This is a genomic window from Marinobacter sp. (genome assembly GCF_014859525.1).
In the GTDB taxonomy this organism is placed as follows: domain Bacteria; phylum Pseudomonadota; class Gammaproteobacteria; order Pseudomonadales; family Oleiphilaceae; genus Marinobacter.
In genome coordinates this window covers 1-17609 of record NZ_JACUUB010000056.1, presented here as the reverse complement: position 1 = coordinate 17609, position 17609 = coordinate 1, and the positions used below count along the sequence as shown (strand labels likewise).

At 55.8% G+C, this 17609-nt stretch carries 14 protein-coding genes; 4 read left to right on the top strand and 10 right to left on the bottom strand.

From position 1 onward, the window contains the following. Positions 1-136: 136 nt before the first annotated feature. The 6 genes from IBX51_RS11290 to IBX51_RS11265 all read right to left on the bottom strand — a co-directional run bounded on the left by IBX51_RS11290 (position 137) and on the right by IBX51_RS11265 (position 6025). The gene (locus tag IBX51_RS11290; RefSeq protein WP_291831342.1) at positions 137-760 is read right to left on the bottom strand and encodes a sulfite oxidase heme-binding subunit YedZ; all 624 of its coding nucleotides are present in this window, start codon (positions 758-760) and stop codon (positions 137-139) included. Next, positions 760-1734 (bottom strand): protein-methionine-sulfoxide reductase catalytic subunit MsrP, encoded by a 975-nt coding sequence (gene msrP / locus IBX51_RS11285; RefSeq protein ID WP_291831341.1) that lies wholly within the window; start codon positions 1732-1734, stop codon positions 760-762. Before msrP ends, IBX51_RS11290 begins: the two co-directional genes overlap by 1 nt. Positions 1735-1826: 92 nt before the next feature. Then, entirely contained in the window at positions 1827-2639 is an 813-nt protein-coding gene (gene pssA, locus IBX51_RS11280; RefSeq protein WP_291831340.1) for a CDP-diacylglycerol--serine O-phosphatidyltransferase, read from the bottom strand. Between the two features lie 91 nt (positions 2640-2730). Next, positions 2731-3747 (bottom strand): ketol-acid reductoisomerase, encoded by a 1017-nt coding sequence (ilvC, locus tag IBX51_RS11275; RefSeq protein WP_291831339.1) that lies wholly within the window; start codon positions 3745-3747, stop codon positions 2731-2733. Positions 3748-3812: 65 nt separating this feature from the next. Beyond that, positions 3813-4304 (bottom strand): acetolactate synthase small subunit, encoded by a 492-nt coding sequence (gene ilvN / locus IBX51_RS11270; RefSeq protein WP_044387392.1) that lies wholly within the window; start codon positions 4302-4304, stop codon positions 3813-3815. Between the two features lie 2 nt (positions 4305-4306). Then, positions 4307-6025, bottom strand: coding sequence for an acetolactate synthase 3 large subunit (locus IBX51_RS11265; protein ID WP_291831338.1), 1719 nt, complete (start codon positions 6023-6025; stop codon positions 4307-4309). A 472-nt stretch (positions 6026-6497) separates the two neighbouring features. Here IBX51_RS11265 and IBX51_RS11260 point away from each other — a divergent pair, with 472 nt between their 5' ends. After that, positions 6498-6974, top strand: coding sequence for a DUF4124 domain-containing protein (locus IBX51_RS11260; RefSeq protein WP_291831337.1), 477 nt, complete (start codon positions 6498-6500; stop codon positions 6972-6974). 81 nt (positions 6975-7055) lie between these two features. On the opposite strand, the gene clpB is transcribed toward IBX51_RS11260, so the two are convergent. The 3 genes from clpB to rluD form a co-directional block, all read right to left on the bottom strand. Beyond that, positions 7056-9632, bottom strand: a complete 2577-nt coding sequence (clpB, locus tag IBX51_RS11255) for an ATP-dependent chaperone ClpB (protein WP_291831336.1) — start codon at positions 9630-9632, stop codon at positions 7056-7058. A 332-nt stretch (positions 9633-9964) separates the two neighbouring features. After that, positions 9965-10726, bottom strand: coding sequence for a peptidoglycan editing factor PgeF (gene pgeF, locus IBX51_RS11250; protein ID WP_291831335.1), 762 nt, complete (start codon positions 10724-10726; stop codon positions 9965-9967). After that, positions 10716-11693, bottom strand: coding sequence for a 23S rRNA pseudouridine(1911/1915/1917) synthase RluD (gene rluD, locus IBX51_RS11245; protein ID WP_291831334.1), 978 nt, complete (start codon positions 11691-11693; stop codon positions 10716-10718). The genes pgeF and rluD overlap by 11 nt, the downstream gene beginning before the upstream one ends. Before the next feature lie 171 nt (positions 11694-11864). On the opposite strand from rluD, the gene IBX51_RS11240 reads away from it, so the two are divergent. Further along, complete coding sequence (locus IBX51_RS11240; RefSeq protein ID WP_291831333.1) at positions 11865-12698, top strand: outer membrane protein assembly factor BamD; 834 nt, start codon at positions 11865-11867, stop codon at positions 12696-12698. Between the two features lie 72 nt (positions 12699-12770). On the opposite strand, the gene IBX51_RS11235 is transcribed toward IBX51_RS11240, so the two are convergent. Continuing rightward, positions 12771-14435, bottom strand: coding sequence for an NAD+ synthase (locus IBX51_RS11235; protein ID WP_291831332.1), 1665 nt, complete (start codon positions 14433-14435; stop codon positions 12771-12773). A 93-nt stretch (positions 14436-14528) separates the two neighbouring features. Between IBX51_RS11235 and IBX51_RS11230 the strand changes: the two genes are divergently transcribed. Beyond that, positions 14529-16175, top strand: coding sequence for an ATP-binding protein (locus IBX51_RS11230; RefSeq protein ID WP_291831331.1), 1647 nt, complete (start codon positions 14529-14531; stop codon positions 16173-16175). A 54-nt stretch (positions 16176-16229) separates the two neighbouring features. Then, the gene (locus IBX51_RS11225; RefSeq protein WP_291831330.1) at positions 16230-17609 is read left to right on the top strand and encodes a sigma-54 dependent transcriptional regulator; all 1380 of its coding nucleotides are present in this window, start codon (positions 16230-16232) and stop codon (positions 17607-17609) included.

Sequence of the window (17609 nt, the reverse complement as noted above, 5' to 3'; positions counted from 1 at the left end):
GGCCTGACCCTCAAGCGAGATGCGCATTCTACAGACCTTGGCTGAGGAGTCAACGACTGATCGGAAAAATAAACCAGCCACTTCGGTTTCCACCTACTTCTTTGATCAATCCACCATCAGGCTGGGTAATTTTTGCTCATCTTGAGCGACGACTGAGCGGGATTAACGTGGCTAAACCAAACCAATAGATCCTTAACAGCAGCAACAGCGACAAAATTGCCCCGTAGATCACCATTTCAGTGATGTCGCTTCTGGCCTGCCAGAGAAAATGCACCCAGACCAGCACCGCCGCTGGATAAATAAGACGGTGCAGCGGCTTCCAAGCCCGGCCAACGCGCCTCATCGTGGCCCTGGTGGATGTCGCCGCTAATGGGACCATTAGCACGAACGCGGTCGCGCCCGCGATGATGTAAGGGCGCCGGGTAAAGCTCGTCCAAAGGTCACTCCACCCCAGAAGCAACTGTAAAAACGCCAGGATATGCAGTCCGGCATAAAAGAACGCGAACAACCCCAACATCCGGCGGAAGCGCAGCCAGCCACTCCATCCTGTGACTTGCCTCAACGGCGTGATCGCCAGAGTCAGTAACAACAGCTGAAAAGCCGCCAAACCCAAGCGTTCAGTGATTGCCTGACCGGGGTCAGGGCCGATACCCCCGTTAAGCACATCTTCTAAAATAAACCCCAGTGGCAACAATGCAGCAAAAAACAGCACCCACTTACTGACAATTATGATCACGGCGTGACGCTTAATCGCTGCCATCAATAGAACCTGGACAAATCCATCTCTTTATAAAGATGTGCCACCTGTTCTGCATAGCCGTTAAATTTAGCGGTTTCGATCCAGTTTGGCCGCAACACACCCGAAGGCAGGCGACGCTCTCTCTTCTGGCTCCAGCGCGGATGATCCACATCGGGATTAACATTGGCATAGAAACCATACTCGTTCGGGGCGATCATTTCCCAGCTCGTCTTCGGCTGCTCCTCCATAAATCGAATACGGACGATAGACTTGATACTTTTGAAGCCGTATTTCCAGGGGACCACCAATCGAATAGGTGCGCCGTTCTGGTTTGGCAAAGTCTCGCCGTACAGTCCAACGGCAAGAAAAGACAATTCGTTCATCGCTTCATCCATACGCAATCCCTCACGATAGGGCCACTCAATGGTGCTGAACAACGACCGCTGCCCGCGCATTTGTTTTGGATCATGCAGCGTTTCAAAGTAGACGTATCTGGCTCGCGACGTGGGCTCCAGCTGCTTCAAAACGGCAGCCAGCGGAACGCCAACCCAAGGGATCACCATTGACCAGGCTTCAACACAACGCAGCCGGTAAATCCGCTCTTCATAGTCATGGGGCTTTAACAGATCTTCCAGCGAATAACGCCCGGGGCGGCCGCACTCGCCCTCGACATCGACTGACCAGGGATCAACCGACATTTCGCCTGCGTACCGCGCCGGATCACCCTTGTCGGTACCGAATTCGTAAAAGTTGTTATAGCGGGTTACTGCGTCTAACGGCGTTTTCTTCTCATCTGTTGAAAACTTTGGTGCGGCGCGATAATCCAGCGGTCTGGTTGCAGAAGACGTTTCGCTTGCTTGCAGCAACCCCGGAAGGGCCAGCGATGCAGCAGACGCAATCGTACCGGTCATGAAGCGACGGCGATTCAGGTAGATAGACTTCGGGGTAACTTCGGATTCAGGCAGTGCCCAGGATGGGCGCCGTTTGATGAGCATGGGCAACTCCAGCGAATTCGGTTTAGATCATTGACCGGCCATTCCTGGAGAAATTCCCGCCCGACGAGCGCCGGGCGGGCTTGCATTATCGATCAGGCGCGCTTTGACTTGTATCTGAATAACGCTCGTACCGGACCAGACAGCGCATAAATCAGGAATGCTGTGAACAGTACGGTGGCCGGGTCGACAGCGATCACCACCAGTATCAGCACCACCAATAAAATGGCCGCAAACGGCACGCGCCCCCGCATATCCAGATCTTTAAAACTGCGGTACAGAACGTTGCTGACCATCAGCACCCCGGAACCACCCACAACGACGATCGACAACAGGGTGAGCCAGGTAGCCGGCTCGTAAAGATGAAAACACCAGACCAAACCGGCCACACAAGCTGCAGCAGCCGGGCTTGGCAGCCCCACAAAAACCTTTTTGTCGACAGAACCAATCTGCGTATTGAAACGGGCCAGGCGCAAGGCTGCACCGGCCACATAGATAAACGTGATCGCCCAGCCTACTTTGTCGAGCCCGTTAAGCGCCCAGAAAAACGCGACCATGCCGGGCGCAACCCCAAAGGCGACCATATCCGCCAGGCTGTCATACTCCTCGCCAAACTTGCTCTGAGTATTGGTCATCCGCGCGACGCGGCCATCGAGACCATCGAGTATCATGGACACAAAGATCGCAATGGCAGCGTTGTCAAACACACCATTAGCCGCCGAGACAATGGCATAGAACCCGGAAAACAGGGAGGCGGTGGTCAGCGCATTGGGCAGCAAATAGATGCCTTTACGGCGAACCTTGGCACCCTCAACGACTTCTTCCTCGACCACTTCGCCAGCCGCGATCACGAGATCGGCGCCGTTCTTCGGCTCAGGTTTTTCACCAGATTTATTTTCTTCAGTCATTCCACAAACTCCGGAAAGCATTTGAGCGGAGTATATACGAAAAACGCGGCCACTAGGGCCGCGCTTTCTAAACCGAACCGGAAATCCCGAATCAGTTTTTATCTTTATCAACGATCTTGTTCGCGGAGATCCACGGCATCATGGAGCGCAGCTTCTCACCCACAACTTCGATTTCGTGAGCCGCGTTCTGACGACGACGAGCGGTCATGGATGGATAGTTCAGCGCACCTTCAGAGATGAACATCTTGGCGTATTCTCCGCTCTGGATGCGCTTAAGTGCGTTGCGCATAGCTTCGCGGGACTGCTCGTTGATTACCTCCGGGCCAGTGACGTATTCACCGTACTCAGCGTTGTTGGAGATGGAGTAGTTCATGTTGGCGATACCGCCTTCGTACATCAGGTCAACGATCAGCTTGAGCTCGTGCAGACACTCGAAGTAGGCCATTTCCGGCGCATAGCCACCTTCAACCAGGGTTTCAAAACCAGCTTTAACCAGCTCAACCGCACCACCGCACAGAACCGCCTGCTCACCGAACAGATCGGTTTCGGTTTCGTCTTTGAAGGTAGTCTCAATGATACCGGTACGACCGCCACCCACACCGCTGGCGTAGGACAGGGCCAGGTTCTTGGCGTTGCCGGATGCGTCCTGGAAGATCGCGATCAGATCAGGAATACCACCACCCTTGGTGAACTCGGTGCGCACGGTGTGGCCTGGCGCCTTCGGCGCAATCATGATGACGTCGAGATCTTTACGCGGCACGATCTGGTTGTAGTGGATCGCAAAACCGTGAGCAAAGGCCAGAGTGGCCCCCTGCTTCAGGCTCGGTTCGATTTCGTCGCGGTACAGCTGAGCCTGGAACTCGTCCGGAGTCAGCACCATGACAACGTCGGCACCAGCAACAGCAGACGCCACATCACTGGTCTTCAGGCCATAAGCTTCTGCCTTGGCAATGGAAGAAGAACCCGGGCGCAGACCAACTACCACATCAACACCCGAATCTTTCAGGTTGCACGCGTGGGCGTGGCCCTGTGAACCAAAACCGAGGATGGCGACTTTCTTGCTCTGGATGATGGAAAGATCACAATCCTTATCGTAATAAACCTGCATGAGAAACCTCTACTATTAATTAATGACCTGACAAGGCCATGATGTTCAAATTTTTAGGATAGCCGTCAAAGGCTTAGCACCTTTTCGCCCCGCGCGATACCCGATACACCGGTGCGCACCACTTCCAGAATTCCGGACGTACCTACCGCCTGTATAAAGCCATCGAGCTTTTCACTGTTCCCGGCCAACTGCACGGTGTAGACGGAACTGGTCACATCCACAATCTGGCCACGGAAAATATCCACAGTGCGCTTGATCTCCGCACGCTGTGAACCGGTGGCTTTGAGTTTGACCAGCATCAGCTCCCGCTCGATGTGAGCGCCTTCGGTCAGATCCACCAGTTTGACCACTTCGATCAGTTTGTTCAGTTGCTTGGTGATCTGCTCAATCACCTTGTCTGACCCTGTGGTAGTGACCGTCAGGCGAGACAGTGTTTCGTCTTCGGTCGGCGCAACCGTCAGTGTCTCGATATTGTAATTGCGCTGAGAGAACAACCCAACCACCCGCGACAGAGCGCCCGGCTCGTTTTCCAGCAAAACAGAAATGATTCGACGCATGATCACACCCTCTCCGTTTTGCTGAGCCACATATCTTTCATGGAACCACGAGCAACCTGCATCGGGTACACGTGCTCAAAGCGGTCAACATAAATATCAACAAACACCAACTTGTCTTTCATCGCCAGAACTTCCTTGAGCTTGGGCTCGAGGTCTTCTTTGCGATCAATGCGCACGCCAACGTGGCCATAGGCTTCTGCCAGCTTGATAAAGTCCGGCAAGGATTCCATGTAGGATTCCGCGTGACGGGACTCATAGTTCATGTCCTGCCACTGTTTGACCATACCCAGCGCCTGATTGTTCAGGTTGATAATTTTCACCGGCAGATCGTATTGCTTACAGGTGGACAACTCCTGAATGTTCATCTGAATGCTGCCCTCACCGGTGAAGCACAAGACTTCGTGATCCGGATGGGTCAGTTTGATGCCCATGGCGGCGGGCAGGCCGAAGCCCATGGTGCCCAGGCCACCGGAGTTGATCCAGCGATTGGGCTTGTCGAACTTGTAGTACTGGGCTGCAAACATCTGGTGCTGACCGACATCGCTGGTCACGAAGGCGTCACCATTGGTGAGCTTCCAGAGCATCTCGACCACTTCCTGCGGCTTGATAACGTCTGGGCTGGTCTCGTAGCGCATCCCGTGGAACGCACGCCATTCTTCGATCTGTTTCCACCACGACGCCAGTGCATCTGCATCCGGTTTTTCTTTGCTTTCCTTGACCAGAGAGATCATTTCTTTCAGGACCGCATCGACCGGCCCAACAATGGGCACGTCGGCGTCAATGGTCTTGGAGATCGAGGCTGGATCTATGTCGATGTGAATAATCCGTGCGCCCGGACAGAACTTCTCCGTAGCGTTGGTTACCCGGTCGTCAAAGCGCGCCCCCACACAGAGAATCAGATCTGAATGGTGCATAGCCATGTTGGCTTCGTAGGTGCCGTGCATACCCAGCCAACCGATGTGCTGCTTGTCGGTCGCAGGATAACAACCAATACCCATCAACGTGTTGGTGATCGGGAAGCCCAGCGCGCGGGTCAGCTCCGTTAACTGGCTGGATGCCTTGCCAAGAATGACGCCACCGCCGGCGTAAATAACCGGACGCTTGGCCGCCATCAGCATATCAACGGCTTTCTTGATCTGGCCGGCGTGACCGCGAACAGCCGGGTTATAGGAGCGCAGCTTGACCTTCTTAGGATAGGAATACTCAAAGCGCTCGTTCGGCGCGGTCATATCCTTGGGAATATCGACCACAACCGGGCCAGGACGGCCAGTCGCTGCAATGTAGTAGGCCTTGCGAATCACCTCAGGAATTTCTTCCGGGTGACGCACACTCAGGTTGTGCTTCACCACCGGCCGGGATACGCCCAGCATGTCGGTTTCCTGGAAGGCGTCTTCACCAATCAAGGTTGAGGCTACCTGACCGCACAGAACTACCATAGGAATGGAGTCCATAAAGGCGGTGGCAATGCCGGTAATGGTGTTGGTGGCACCAGGACCAGAAGTCACCAGAACGGTACCTGGCTTTCCGGTTGCCCGGGCATAGCCGTCGGCCATGTGAACCGCCGCCTGCTCGTGCCGCACCAGAATATGTTTGACTTCATCCTGCCTGAACAGCGCATCATAAATATGAAGGGCTGCACCACCCGGATAGCCGTATATGTATTCGATCCCTTCATCTTTAAGGGAGCGGATCAGCATTTCGGCGCCAGACAATAACTCCACGATTTTCTACCCTCTTCTACGAGTGAATGAGCCGGGTTACGCCCCGGTTGCCTGGATTCACGGTTACTCTGCTTCTTATGGAAGCGGAACCGGCATACTCCTCCACACTATTCATAAGAGGTTGTCTCCTGGCCAGCCGCCCTCCTGAGGGTTGCGGAGAGCGGCCAATCAACGGGTTGCACGTAAGCAACAACCAGTGCCCGCCAACGCGTGGCGAACTCAGTGTGGTGATTAACGGGGGATACTCGCTCGGGATTGCCTGCCGTATTGACCCCAGTCTTCAGGCAATCGGTAATTCTGACAGCGGGAAACTCACTGTCAATAGGCGCTGTGGCTTAATTACGACCAATTTCCCCGACACTCTGCCATACTGGCAAAAATAAAGGTGCTAGAGTTTTGAACCAGGCAGGAGAAAATTCACCATTCCAATGGCATGATATCTCCAGGTTGTAGACTAGAAACGGGTAAAGACATGAATCGAAAAATCCTGATGCTGACCATTCTGGTGGCCGCAACGCCCGGCTTTGCAGGCGCTGCCTCCGTTTATAAATGGACCGATGACAGCGGCGTAACTCACTTTGGTGATCGTCAGCCAACTGGCCAGAACTCCGAACAGGTTAATGTTCGCTCCGGTACCAGCCAGAGTTCAGGCAATCAGCGCCAAAGCCCACAGCAACAGCTGAACCAGCTACAGGAGCAGCAACAGGAACGGCAACAGCGACGCGAGGAAAGCGCCGTTGAAGAAGCCCGCCGTAAACAACGGGAGGCTAACTGCGCCACGGCACGTTCCAATCTGGACATCATTCGCAGCAACGCGAGAATTCAGATTGAGGAGAACGGAGAGATGCGCTACCTCAGCACTGAAGAGATTGCTGATCAGCGCCGCCGACTGGAAGAAGTCGCCGCAGAGAATTGCGGGCCAGAGACCGCGGCGCCAGCACAACGCTGAACCCTGATTCTCAACGCGTAAGAAAAGGGCCAGATCACTGCCGTGACCTGGCCCTTTTTATTGGCGGCGGCTGCCTGCCTGTCAAGCTTTGGCAAACACCAGTTGATGCTCCTGCACCGTGGCGAGAATGGTGTCTCCTGACACAAACTCGCCTTGCAACAACTTCTGTGCCAGCGGATTTTCAATCATTCGCTGGATCGCACGCTTGAGGGGGCGCGCACCGTAGACCGGGTCGTACCCGACATCTGCCAGCAATTGCATGACTTCCGAGTCCAGCTCCAGCTTCATGTCTTGGTCCTTCAGGCGCTTCGCCAGATTATCGACCTGAATACGCGCAATGCCCTGGATCTGGTCTTGTGCCAGCGGATGGAACACCACCACCTCATCAACACGGTTAATGAACTCCGGCCGGAAGTGGGTACCGACAACTTCCATCACCGCAGATTTCATATCCTCGTAGTTCTCTACCCCGGCTTTCTCCTGAATGATGTGCGAGCCCAGATTGGAGGTCATCACGATCACGGTGTTACGGAAGTCTACCGTGCGGCCCTGGCCGTCCGTAAGGCGACCGTCGTCCAGCACCTGCAATAAAATGTTAAACACGTCCGGATGGGCTTTTTCAACCTCATCCAACAGCAACACCGAATAGGGCCTGCGGCGAACTGCCTCGGTCAGATAACCACCTTCTTCATAACCCACGTAGCCTGGAGGCGCACCAATCAAGCGGGCCACGGAGTGTTTCTCCATAAACTCAGACATATCGATGCGAACCATGGCCTCTTCAGTATCAAACAAAAACGATGCCAGGGCTTTACACAGCTCGGTTTTACCCACCCCGGTTGGGCCCAGGAACAGAAATGAGCCATTTGGCCGGTTCGGGTCCGACAGCCCGGCACGGGAACGGCGCACGGCGTTAGATACCGCCTCGACCGCCTCATGCTGGCCAATTACCCGGCCATGCAGGGCTTCTTCCATCCGCATCAGTTTATCGCGTTCGCCTTCGAGCATTTTCGACACGGGAATGCCGGTCCACTTGGACACGATCTCGGCGATTTCCTCGTCGGTCACCCGGTTACGCAGCAGCTTCATTTCCATCATTTCGGCTTGGCTAGCCATGTCCAACTGACGCTCCAGCTCAGGAATGGTGCCGTACTGGAGTTCCGACATCCGCCCCAGATCGCCGGCACGGCGGGCATTCTCCAGCTCAATTCGCGCCTGCTCCAGCTTGCTTTTGATCTTCTGGGAACCGTGCAGCGCCGCTTTCTCAGTATTCCAGATTTCTTCAAGGTCGGCGTATTCATGCTCGACACTGCCAATCACCGCCGAAAGTTCTTCCAGACGTTTCTTGGACGCCGGGTCCGTTTCTTTCTTCAGCGCTTCCCGTTCAATTTTCAGCTGAATCAACCGGCGTTCCAGACGATCGAGTGCTTCTGGCTTGGAGTCCATTTCCATGCGGATCTGGCTGGCCGCCTCATCCACCAGATCAATGGCCTTGTCCGGCAGCTGCCGATCGGTAATGTAGCGGTGTGACAATTTGGCGGCGGCAATGATGGCGCCGTCAGTCACCTCAACACCATGGTGCACTTCGTAGCGCTCTTTGAGGCCACGAAGAATGGCGATGGTGTCTTCCTCGTTAGGCTCAGACACCAGCACTTTCTGGAACCGACGCTCCAGGGCCGCATCTTTTTCGATGTTTTCGCGGTACTCATTCAGAGTGGTAGCACCCACGCAGTGCAATTCACCACGGGCCAATGCCGGTTTAAGCATGTTGCCCGCGTCCATGGAGCCCTCGGCTTTGCCGGCACCCACCATGGTATGAATCTCGTCGATGAACAGGATGATCTGCCCTTCCTGCTTGGACAGTTCGTTCAACACCGCTTTCAGGCGTTCTTCAAATTCTCCACGGAATTTGGCGCCGGCAATAAGAGAACCCATGTCCAGCGAGAGCACCTTTTTATCTTTCAGGCTGTCTGGAACTTCGCCGTTCACAATGCGCTGGGCGAGGCCTTCGACAATCGCGGTTTTGCCAACGCCCGGCTCACCAATCAACACCGGGTTGTTCTTTCGGCGACGCTGAAGCACCTGAATAGTGCGACGGATTTCATCATCCCGGCCGATAACCGGATCAAGCTTGCCAGCGGCGGCTCTCTCAGTGAGGTCGACGGTGTATTTCGACAGGGCTTGGCGATTTTCTTCAGCACCAGCGTCGTTAACGCTTTCGCCGCCTCGTACCTCATCAATGGATTTTTCCAGCGCTGCCTTGTCGACGCCCTGTTCTCTGAGCACTCGGCCAAGGGAACCACGGTCTTCGACAGCAGCCAGCAAGATGAGCTCGCTGGAGATAAACTGGTCGCCCCGCTTTTGGGCCAACTTGTCTGAGATGTTAAACAGGCGGCCCATGTCGTTAGACATGGAGACGTCGCCCGCGTTGCCTTGTACTTCGGGCAGGTTTTCGATTTCTTTGGCAATGGCCTGACGCACGCGGCCGGGTTCTACGCCCACCTGTTTGAGCAGCGGTTTAATGGAGCCGCCTTGCTGGTCGAGCAGAGCCTGCATCAGGTGGACGGGCTCGATGAAGTTATGATCTTTGCCAACTGCAATGGATTGCGCATCGGCCAGGGCGCTTTGCAGCTTACTGGTGAGTTTGTCGATTCTCATGCTTTCTGTTCCCCAAATTTCTTCGAATACCGGGCTTGCCTGGGTGGCGCGGGTATTCTGATTGCGTTGTTATTCAATGTAGGGGCATGTTGAGGGACTTCAAGCTGGTCGACGGCGAAATCGTCAGAAATTTGACGGGTGTCAGTTGTGAGCTGCTTTACTTGGCAGATAGCAAGAATAGCCGCCAACCTCCCAGAACACGCCGTGAATACTTCCCTGTAGGCTTGGCTGCAGCATCCCTGCTGCAGACAGTTCTGGGAGGTTGGCGGCTATTCTTGCCCCGGACTCTCGGAGTGGTATTCCGCAACAACGATCATTGTTTAATGAACTGGCTATTCGGACTTCAACCACACCAGCGTTGCCATACGCCCAGTCTGGCCATCCCTTCGGTAGGAATAGAATCTGTCTTTGTCGTTAACCGTGCAAAGGCCTCCACCAGAAACAGACAAGACTCCGACTTTATTCAGGCGCTGGGTCGCCAATTGGTAGATGTCCGCCATGAAACGCCCTGGGCGGGCGCCGGCTTGAGTGAACGCGTCGGCAGCTTCCGGGTTTTGTTCCACAAAAGCCGCCCGGACTTCCGGGCCTACTTCGAAGTTGTCGGGGCCGATGGCGGGGCCGAGCCAGGCACGGAGATCGGCGGGTGGCACGGCCATGGCGGTGATCAGGTTTTCGAGCACGCCGCCACACAGGCTGCGCCAACCGGCGTGGGCTGCACCAACAACGGAACCTTCAGCATCGGTAAGTATGACAGGCAGGCAATCGGCGGTGAGGATAGCGCAGGCGATCCCCGGATGGTGGGTGTAACTGGCGTCGGCGGTAGTCACGACGCTTACGTTGGCTGGGGTCAATTCCACCACATCCGTACCATGGACCTGGTTGAGCCAACCGAGGTTGCCGGCGGACAGACCGGTGAAATCGGCCAGTCGATGGCGGTTCTCGGCGACCTGTTCGGGGTTATCGCCCACATGACTGCCGAGGTTCAAACTGCACCAGCGTGGCAGGCTTGCACCGCCTTTTCGGGTGGTGCACAGCGCCTTAATGTGACTGGGCGCCTGCCAGACAGGCCTTAGAAGGTCCCGCTCAGAAATCATTATCTTCCAGTTCTTTGACGTGTTTTCTAAGGGCATCGATCAGCTGAACCATGTCTTCTGGCAACGGCACTTCCCAGCTCAGGGTTTCTCCGGTTTCCGGGTGCTGCAAGGTGAGCTTTCTTGCGTGCAGTGCCTGGCGATGAAACGCGGCCAATGCCTGCCGGAGCTCCTCAGTGGTGCCCTTCGGCAGGCGCAGGCGGCCACCGTAGACCGGATCGCCCACCAAGGGGTGTCGCACGTGGGTCATGTGAACACGAATCTGATGGGTTCGGCCGCTTTCGAGTTTGCAGTGAATATGGGTGTGGGCGGCGAAACGTTCGATCAGGCGATAATGGGTGACCGCTGGTTTGCCAGAGGACACCACCGCCATGCGCTTGCGGTCCTGTGGATGCCGGCCGATGGGGGCTTCGATGGTGGCACCACCGGTTAACGAACCGACCACCACCGCTTCGTATTCGCGGCCCATGGTGCGGGTTTGCAACTGATCCACCAGGGAGGTGTGGGCAATCAAGCTGCGCGCCACCACCATGATGCCGGAGGTGTCTTTATCCAGCCGATGAACAATGCCCGCCCTTGGCAGGTTCTCCACTTCCGGGGCGACGTTGAGCAACGCGTTTACCAGGGTGCCGTCGGCATGCCCTGCAGCGGGGTGTACCACCAGGCCAGCAGGCTTGTTGATGACCAACAAATGCTCGTCTTGGTAGACGATGTCCAGGGTGATGGGCTCGGCCTGCCAGGTCACCTGCGCTTCCGGCTCCGCGTCCAGATCCAGCACGTCATCCAGCATCACCTTGTCTCTGGGCTTGCGGGTTGCCCCGTTCACGGTCAGGGCTCCGTTCTTGATCCAGGACTGAAGGCGTGAGCGGGAGTGCTCGGGAATCAGTTCAGCGGCGGCCTGGTCCAGGCGTTTGTCGCTAAGTTCCGGGGGAATCTTGTAGCGGCCAGTAATTCGGTTATCGGAAGACATTCAGCCTCGTTTCGCCAGTTTCATGAGAGCAGTCCATGCCACCCCAGCGGTGGCGATGTTACGTTTCGGTCAGATTGTGCCATGAACATCCGGTAAACACTGCACATAGACAGCCTTCCCCGTTACAATGGCCAATCGACTCAAAGTTTGACCATTATACGGGATTCCGGCATGAGATCAGTTGTCCGATTACTGCTACTTTCCACAATCATTGCGCTTGCCGCTGGCTGCGCCTCCCAGAAAGACGTGGAAGTGCTGCCGGAAAAAACCTATTACGACAATGCTCGCCAGGCCATGAACTCGGGTAACTTCAATGAAGCCGAGCAGAATCTTGACGCTTTGGAAACCTACTACCCGTTCGGTCGCTATGCTGAGCAGGCCCAGCTTGACCTGATTTATGCCCGCTACCAGAACCTGGACCTCGAGGGCTCCCGGGCGGCCGCTGACCGGTTTATGCGGCTAAACCCTCAAAGCGACCATCTGGACTACGCGCTGTACATGCGCGGACTGGCATCCTACAACCTGGACATTGGCCTGGCAGCCCGATATTTCGCGATTGATGTCGCGGCCCGAAATCCAGGCGAACAGTTACAGGCCTTCAGGGATTTCTCGCAGCTACTGAATCGTTTCCCCGACAGCGAATACGCTCCCGATGCCCGCCAGCGGATGATTGCCGTGCGTAACCGGATGGCCGAACTGGAATTGCACGCGGCGCGCTATTACATCAAGCGCGAAGCCTACATTGCCGCCAACAACCGGGCTCGCTATGTGGTTGAAAACTACCCGTCATCACCGGCTGTCGAAGAAGCTTTGATTCTGCTAGCCGATACGTTCCGGTTTATGGACATCAAAAAGGGCGCCAGCGATGCCATCGCCACCCTACGCACCAACTTCCCCAGCAGCGACGCGTTTGACGAGAATGGCGATTTCCAGTCTGACCGGTTGCGGCGCCAGAACCGTTCACTCACCAACGTCATCACGTTCGGTCTGATCGGCGACGAATAAATGACGGCCGCAAAAAAGGGCCGAATGAGATGATCATCCGGCCCTTTTTTGCCTCTCACACTCTCGCCCAGCTCAGTAACCAATCTTCCAGCCATTGGTGATCGGATAACGTCGGTCCTTGCCAAAGCCTCGCTCGGTAATACGCACCCCGATGGGCGCCTGTCGCCGCTTATACTCGTTGATATCAACCAGCCGAGTGACCCGCTCCACCTCAGCTCGCTCGAAACCCTCGGCAACAATCGCTTCAGCGCTGTAGTCCCGCTCCACGTACAGGTGCAAAATCTGATCAAGAATATCGTAACCCGGCAAGCTGTCCTCGTCTTTCTGGTCCGGTGCCAACTCTGCTGAGGGCGGCCGGGTGATCACCCGCTCCGGGATCACAGGCGACAGCGTGTTGCGGTACCACGCCAAACGGAACACCAGGGTTTTCGGCACGTCTTTGAGCACATCAAACCCGCCGGCCATATCGCCATACAATGTGGAATAGCCGACCGCCATTTCACTTTTGTTGCCCGTGGTCAACACCAGGGAGCCGAACTTATTAGACAGTGCCATCAGCAACACACCGCGAAGACGCGCCTGCAGGTTTTCTTCGGTAGTATCGGGCTGAGTGCCTTCAAACGGCTGTGCAAGGGTGGCCATATACGTATCGTACATCGGCTCAATGGAAAACACGTCATAGTGAACATCAAGTGCTGCGGCCTGGGCTTCCGCATCCTCAAGGCTGGCGCTGGAGGTGTATCGGAACGGCATCATTACCGCACGAACCCGTTCTTTACCAAGGGCATCCACCGCCACCGCCAGAGTAACAGCCGAATCAATACCCCCCGACAACCCCAGCACCACCGACTTGAAGCCGTTTTTGTTTACGTAATCCCGCACGCCTGTGACAAGTGCGTTGTAGACATTGGCCTCCAGCGTAGGCTCTGGAGGCAACGGTGCCGAAACCGGCTGGCAGTGATGCTCGCAGAGGAAATCCACTGGGAACAAGCCATCCACAAACTGTGGCGCTTCAACCGCCAGAGTGCCGGAGTGGTCGTACACCATAGAGCCGCCATCAAAAACCAGCTCGTCCTGACCGCCAACCAGGTTCACATACACCACACTGACCCGGTTCTCCGAAGCTTTTCGCGCCAGCAGTGCTTTGCGCCGGACCTGCTTGTCGATATCGTAGGGCGATGCATTTAGGTTAAGGATCAACTTGGCCCCTGCAGCTGCGGCGTCTTCAAGGGGGCCGTCTTTCCAGAGGTCCTCGCACACAGTAATACCCACAGGAACCCCTTTGATAGTGAGAATCAGGCTCTCCGTGCCCTCGGCAAAGTAACGTTTCTCGTCAAATACCTGGTAATTGGGCGGGCAACGTTTGAAATACCGGCCCTTAATCTCGCCTGCTGCTATGACCACCGCTGCATTGTAGAGCAGGCCAGCGAAACGCAGCGGCACACCAATCACAATGGCCGGAGCAAGGTCTGCTTGCTGCAAATGCTGCAGGGCCTCATCGACACGCAGATCCAGGCTCGGCCTAAGCAGCAGGTCCTCAGGCGGGTAACCGGTCAGACACAGTTCCGGAAACACTACAAGATCAGCCTGGTGCTGATCATAGGCCTTTCTGGCGGCCTGAATGATCAATTCGGTATTGCCGGGAATATCCCCCACCAGAAAATCCAGTTGGGCCATAACCACCCGCAATTTGCGGGCGGAGGCTGAATCCGCAGAGGTCTTACCGGGTACCGTCATGTTCAAGGCTCCTGTAACTTGTTGCCGTTAAAAGGCTATTATAACCCCGCAAGCACCGGGATTTCTCCTGACAGACGGCAGATAACGGCACCTATGGCAACAGACACACCAAAACACTCCCCTCCCCGCTCGGCGTTCGGCCCTCCGGCACAGCGCCAGCAGACCCGATTGTTCCGAATCTACAATCACTATCGGGTAGTGATCAGCCTGATGTTGATGGGCTTGTTGTTTGTTGACCCCTTCACCACTGACATCAAGTTCCGATGGTTGGACTATTATCAGGCAGGCGTGGTTTCTTATCTTGCGATCAACGCCTTTATTGGCCTGGTCCTGTTTGCGGGCTTTCAGCCCCGGCAAAGACACATCACCCTATCCGTATTGCTCGACATCCTGGTAATGCACGCGCTATTGCTTGCCAGTACCGGCATCACCAACGGCCTTGCCAACCTCGTTATCGTTTCGGTGGCCGCCGGCAACATACTCACGCCAAGCCGGATGGGCACCTTTTACGCTGCACTGGCCGCCATTTGCTCATTAGGGATCTCCGGCTGGGCCGTGCTAGCCATCAATGAGTCCGCGGATGACATCGTGCGCGCCGGCTCTCTGGGTATTCTCTACTTCGCCGCCGCTTTTATCCTGCAGGGCATTTCCCGCCGAATGATCCGTAGCGAAGCCCTGGCATCCAGCCGGGCTAAAAGCATTGTTGAGCTCGAGCAAATCAATCAGCAGATAATACAGCGTATGCGCACGGGCATTCTGGTGCTCGACCGGTTTGGCCAGATCCGTCTCGCTAATGCAGCCGCAGAAGAGCTTTTATATGGTGCCGCAGCTGATGAAAGCGCCCCGGCGCACATGCCCCGTATACTGCCACGACCGCTTAAACGAGGACTCGAACTCTGGCTTAAAAATACCAACATGCGCATCGAACCGTTTCAGGCTTCCTCAACCTCACCCCTGCTGCAAGCAAACTTTACCCAGCTGGACCAGGAGCGGGGTGATCAGATTCTGGTGTTTATCGAGGACATGAGCAAAGTGACCCAGCAAGCCCAGCAGATGAAGCTGGCCTCGCTCGGGCGCCTGACGGCAGGCATTGCCCATGAAATCCGAAACCCTTTGGGCGCGATCAGTCATGCGGCTCAGCTGATGGAAGAATCGCCCAATCTGGATCAAGGTGATCGCAAGATGCTGGACATCATCCGTCGGCATTCCAAACGGGTGAACGGCATTATTGAGAACGTACTTGACCTGTCCCGTCGCAGGGCGGCGAAGTCCGAGCAGGTAGACGTCAAAGACTGGCTGGCGGAATTTCAGAATGAGTTTCAGCAAACTCAGGACGATGGTACCGAAACGATCATCGAGCTGTTGACCGAGAAGAACATCCCACCTGCACGATTCGACAGAAGCCAAATCGAGCAGGTTATGGTTAACCTGTGTGACAATGGGTTGCGCTACAGCAAACAGCAGACTGGGCAAAACAGGATACAATTAATCGCAGGGGCCACGCCGGATGGGCGGCGAGCTTATGTAGATGTGCGGGATTTTGGCCCGGGCATTGCCTCGGAAAACCGAAACTCGGTGTTCGAGCCGTTCTTTACCACCGACAAAGCCGGTACTGGGCTTGGCCTATACCTGGCACGGGAGCTGTGCGAAGCCAACCAGGCGCACTTGTCGCTGATCGAAGACAAACAACTTGGCTGCCGCTTTCGTATTACCTTCGCTCATCCGGGGCGAATGATATAAACCAAACACGGGCCATCGGGCGTTTGCAATTCAACAGGGAACCGAAGACGGATAATGACCAATCAAACTGCGCTGATCGTTGATGACGAACCGGATATCCGGGACCTTCTGGAAATCACTCTGGCCCGTATGGGAATTACCATCTATACAGCCCCAGACCTGACCACTGCCCGGGCGCTTCTGGAACAGCACAAACCGCAACTCTGCCTCACCGACATGAACCTGCCCGATGGAAACGGCATTGAGTTAGTGCACTGGATTCAACAAAACGCGCCTTGTACACCGGTGGCGGTAATCACCGCCTATGGCAGCATGGACACCGCTATCGAATCGCTTAAGGCCGGCGCCTTTGATTTTGTGTCCAAACCTCTGGAACTGCCCCGGCTGCGGGAGCTGGTGAACAGCGCCCTGAAGCTCTCAAAACCCGACATTCAGAAAAGCGCCGACACCGACGAACCCGGCCTGCTGCTGGGCGAATCACCCGAGTTGCGCAAACTCCGCAACCAGACCCGAAAACTGGCCCGCAGCCAGGCGCCGGTATTTATCAGCGGTGAGTCCGGCAGCGGTAAAGAGTTGGTCGCCCGAATGATCCACCTTCAAGGGCCACGAGCTGAAGGCCCGTTCGTTGCCGTCAACTGCGGTGCCATCCCCTCTGAACTCATGGAAAGCGAATTCTTCGGCCACAAGAAAGGCAGCTTTACCGGGGCCGTCGAGAACAAGGACGGTCTGTTCCGCAGCGCCGACGGTGGCACATTGTTCCTGGACGAAGTAGCGGATCTGCCCCTGGCTATGCAAGTAAAACTGCTGCGGGCGATACAGGAAAAGGCGGTTCGCCCGGTGGGTGACACCAAAGAACTCCCGGTCGACATTCGCGTGCTCAGCGCGACCCACAAAAACTTGCCAGAACTGGTACAGGAAGGCAGCTTTCGCCAGGATTTGTTTTACCGCATTAACGTGATTGAGCTCGCCGTGCCACCGCTACGGGAGCGCGCAGGCGACATTCCTGTGTTGGCCGATCACATTTTGAGAAGAATTGCGCAGGAATACGAATGCGACCCGGCCAGACTGACCGCGGCAGCTATCGAACGCTTGCAGGGCTATGACTTTCCCGGGAACGTGCGGGAGCTTGAAAATATTCTGGAGCGGGCGTTTACGCTGTGCGATGAAGATCTGATTGATGCGGCCGACTTGCATCTTGGTGGCGGCACTGTGCCAGTTGGTTCTGTACACCCCGCGCTGGATCAAAGTGACACGCAACCGGCTGCCGTCCCCGAGGGGGAGATAGATCTTGAAGGCTACCTGGAGAGCATTGAGCGACAGGCCATTGAGAAGGCGCTGGAGGCAACCCGGTGGAACAAGACGGCGGCGGCGAAGCGGCTGGGGATCAGTTTTCGGGCGTTGCGGTATCGGTTGAAGAAGTTGGGGATGGAGTGA

What these genes read in the sequence shown, in the direction of transcription:
- IBX51_RS11290 (WP_291831342.1), bottom strand. Translation starts at nt 760, where the DNA reads ATGGCAGCGATTAAGCGTCACGCCGTGATCATAATTGTCAGTAAGTGG.
- msrP (WP_291831341.1), bottom strand. Translation starts at nt 1,734, where the DNA reads ATGCTCATCAAACGGCGCCCATCCTGGGCACTGCCTGAATCCGAAGTT.
- pssA (WP_291831340.1), bottom strand. Translation starts at nt 2,639, where the DNA reads ATGACTGAAGAAAATAAATCTGGTGAAAAACCTGAGCCGAAGAACGGC.
- ilvC (WP_291831339.1), bottom strand. Translation starts at nt 3,747, where the DNA reads ATGCAGGTTTATTACGATAAGGATTGTGATCTTTCCATCATCCAGAGC.
- ilvN (WP_044387392.1), bottom strand. Translation starts at nt 4,304, where the DNA reads ATGCGTCGAATCATTTCTGTTTTGCTGGAAAACGAGCCGGGCGCTCTG.
- IBX51_RS11260 (WP_291831337.1), top strand. Translation starts at nt 6,498, where the DNA reads ATGAATCGAAAAATCCTGATGCTGACCATTCTGGTGGCCGCAACGCCC.
- clpB (WP_291831336.1), bottom strand. Translation starts at nt 9,632, where the DNA reads ATGAGAATCGACAAACTCACCAGTAAGCTGCAAAGCGCCCTGGCCGAT.
- pgeF (WP_291831335.1), bottom strand. Translation starts at nt 10,726, where the DNA reads ATGATTTCTGAGCGGGACCTTCTAAGGCCTGTCTGGCAGGCGCCCAGT.
- rluD (WP_291831334.1), bottom strand. Translation starts at nt 11,693, where the DNA reads ATGTCTTCCGATAACCGAATTACTGGCCGCTACAAGATTCCCCCGGAA.
- IBX51_RS11240 (WP_291831333.1), top strand. Translation starts at nt 11,865, where the DNA reads ATGAGATCAGTTGTCCGATTACTGCTACTTTCCACAATCATTGCGCTT.
- IBX51_RS11235 (WP_291831332.1), bottom strand. Translation starts at nt 14,435, where the DNA reads ATGACGGTACCCGGTAAGACCTCTGCGGATTCAGCCTCCGCCCGCAAA.
- IBX51_RS11230 (WP_291831331.1), top strand. Translation starts at nt 14,529, where the DNA reads ATGGCAACAGACACACCAAAACACTCCCCTCCCCGCTCGGCGTTCGGC.
- IBX51_RS11225 (WP_291831330.1), top strand. Translation starts at nt 16,230, where the DNA reads ATGACCAATCAAACTGCGCTGATCGTTGATGACGAACCGGATATCCGG.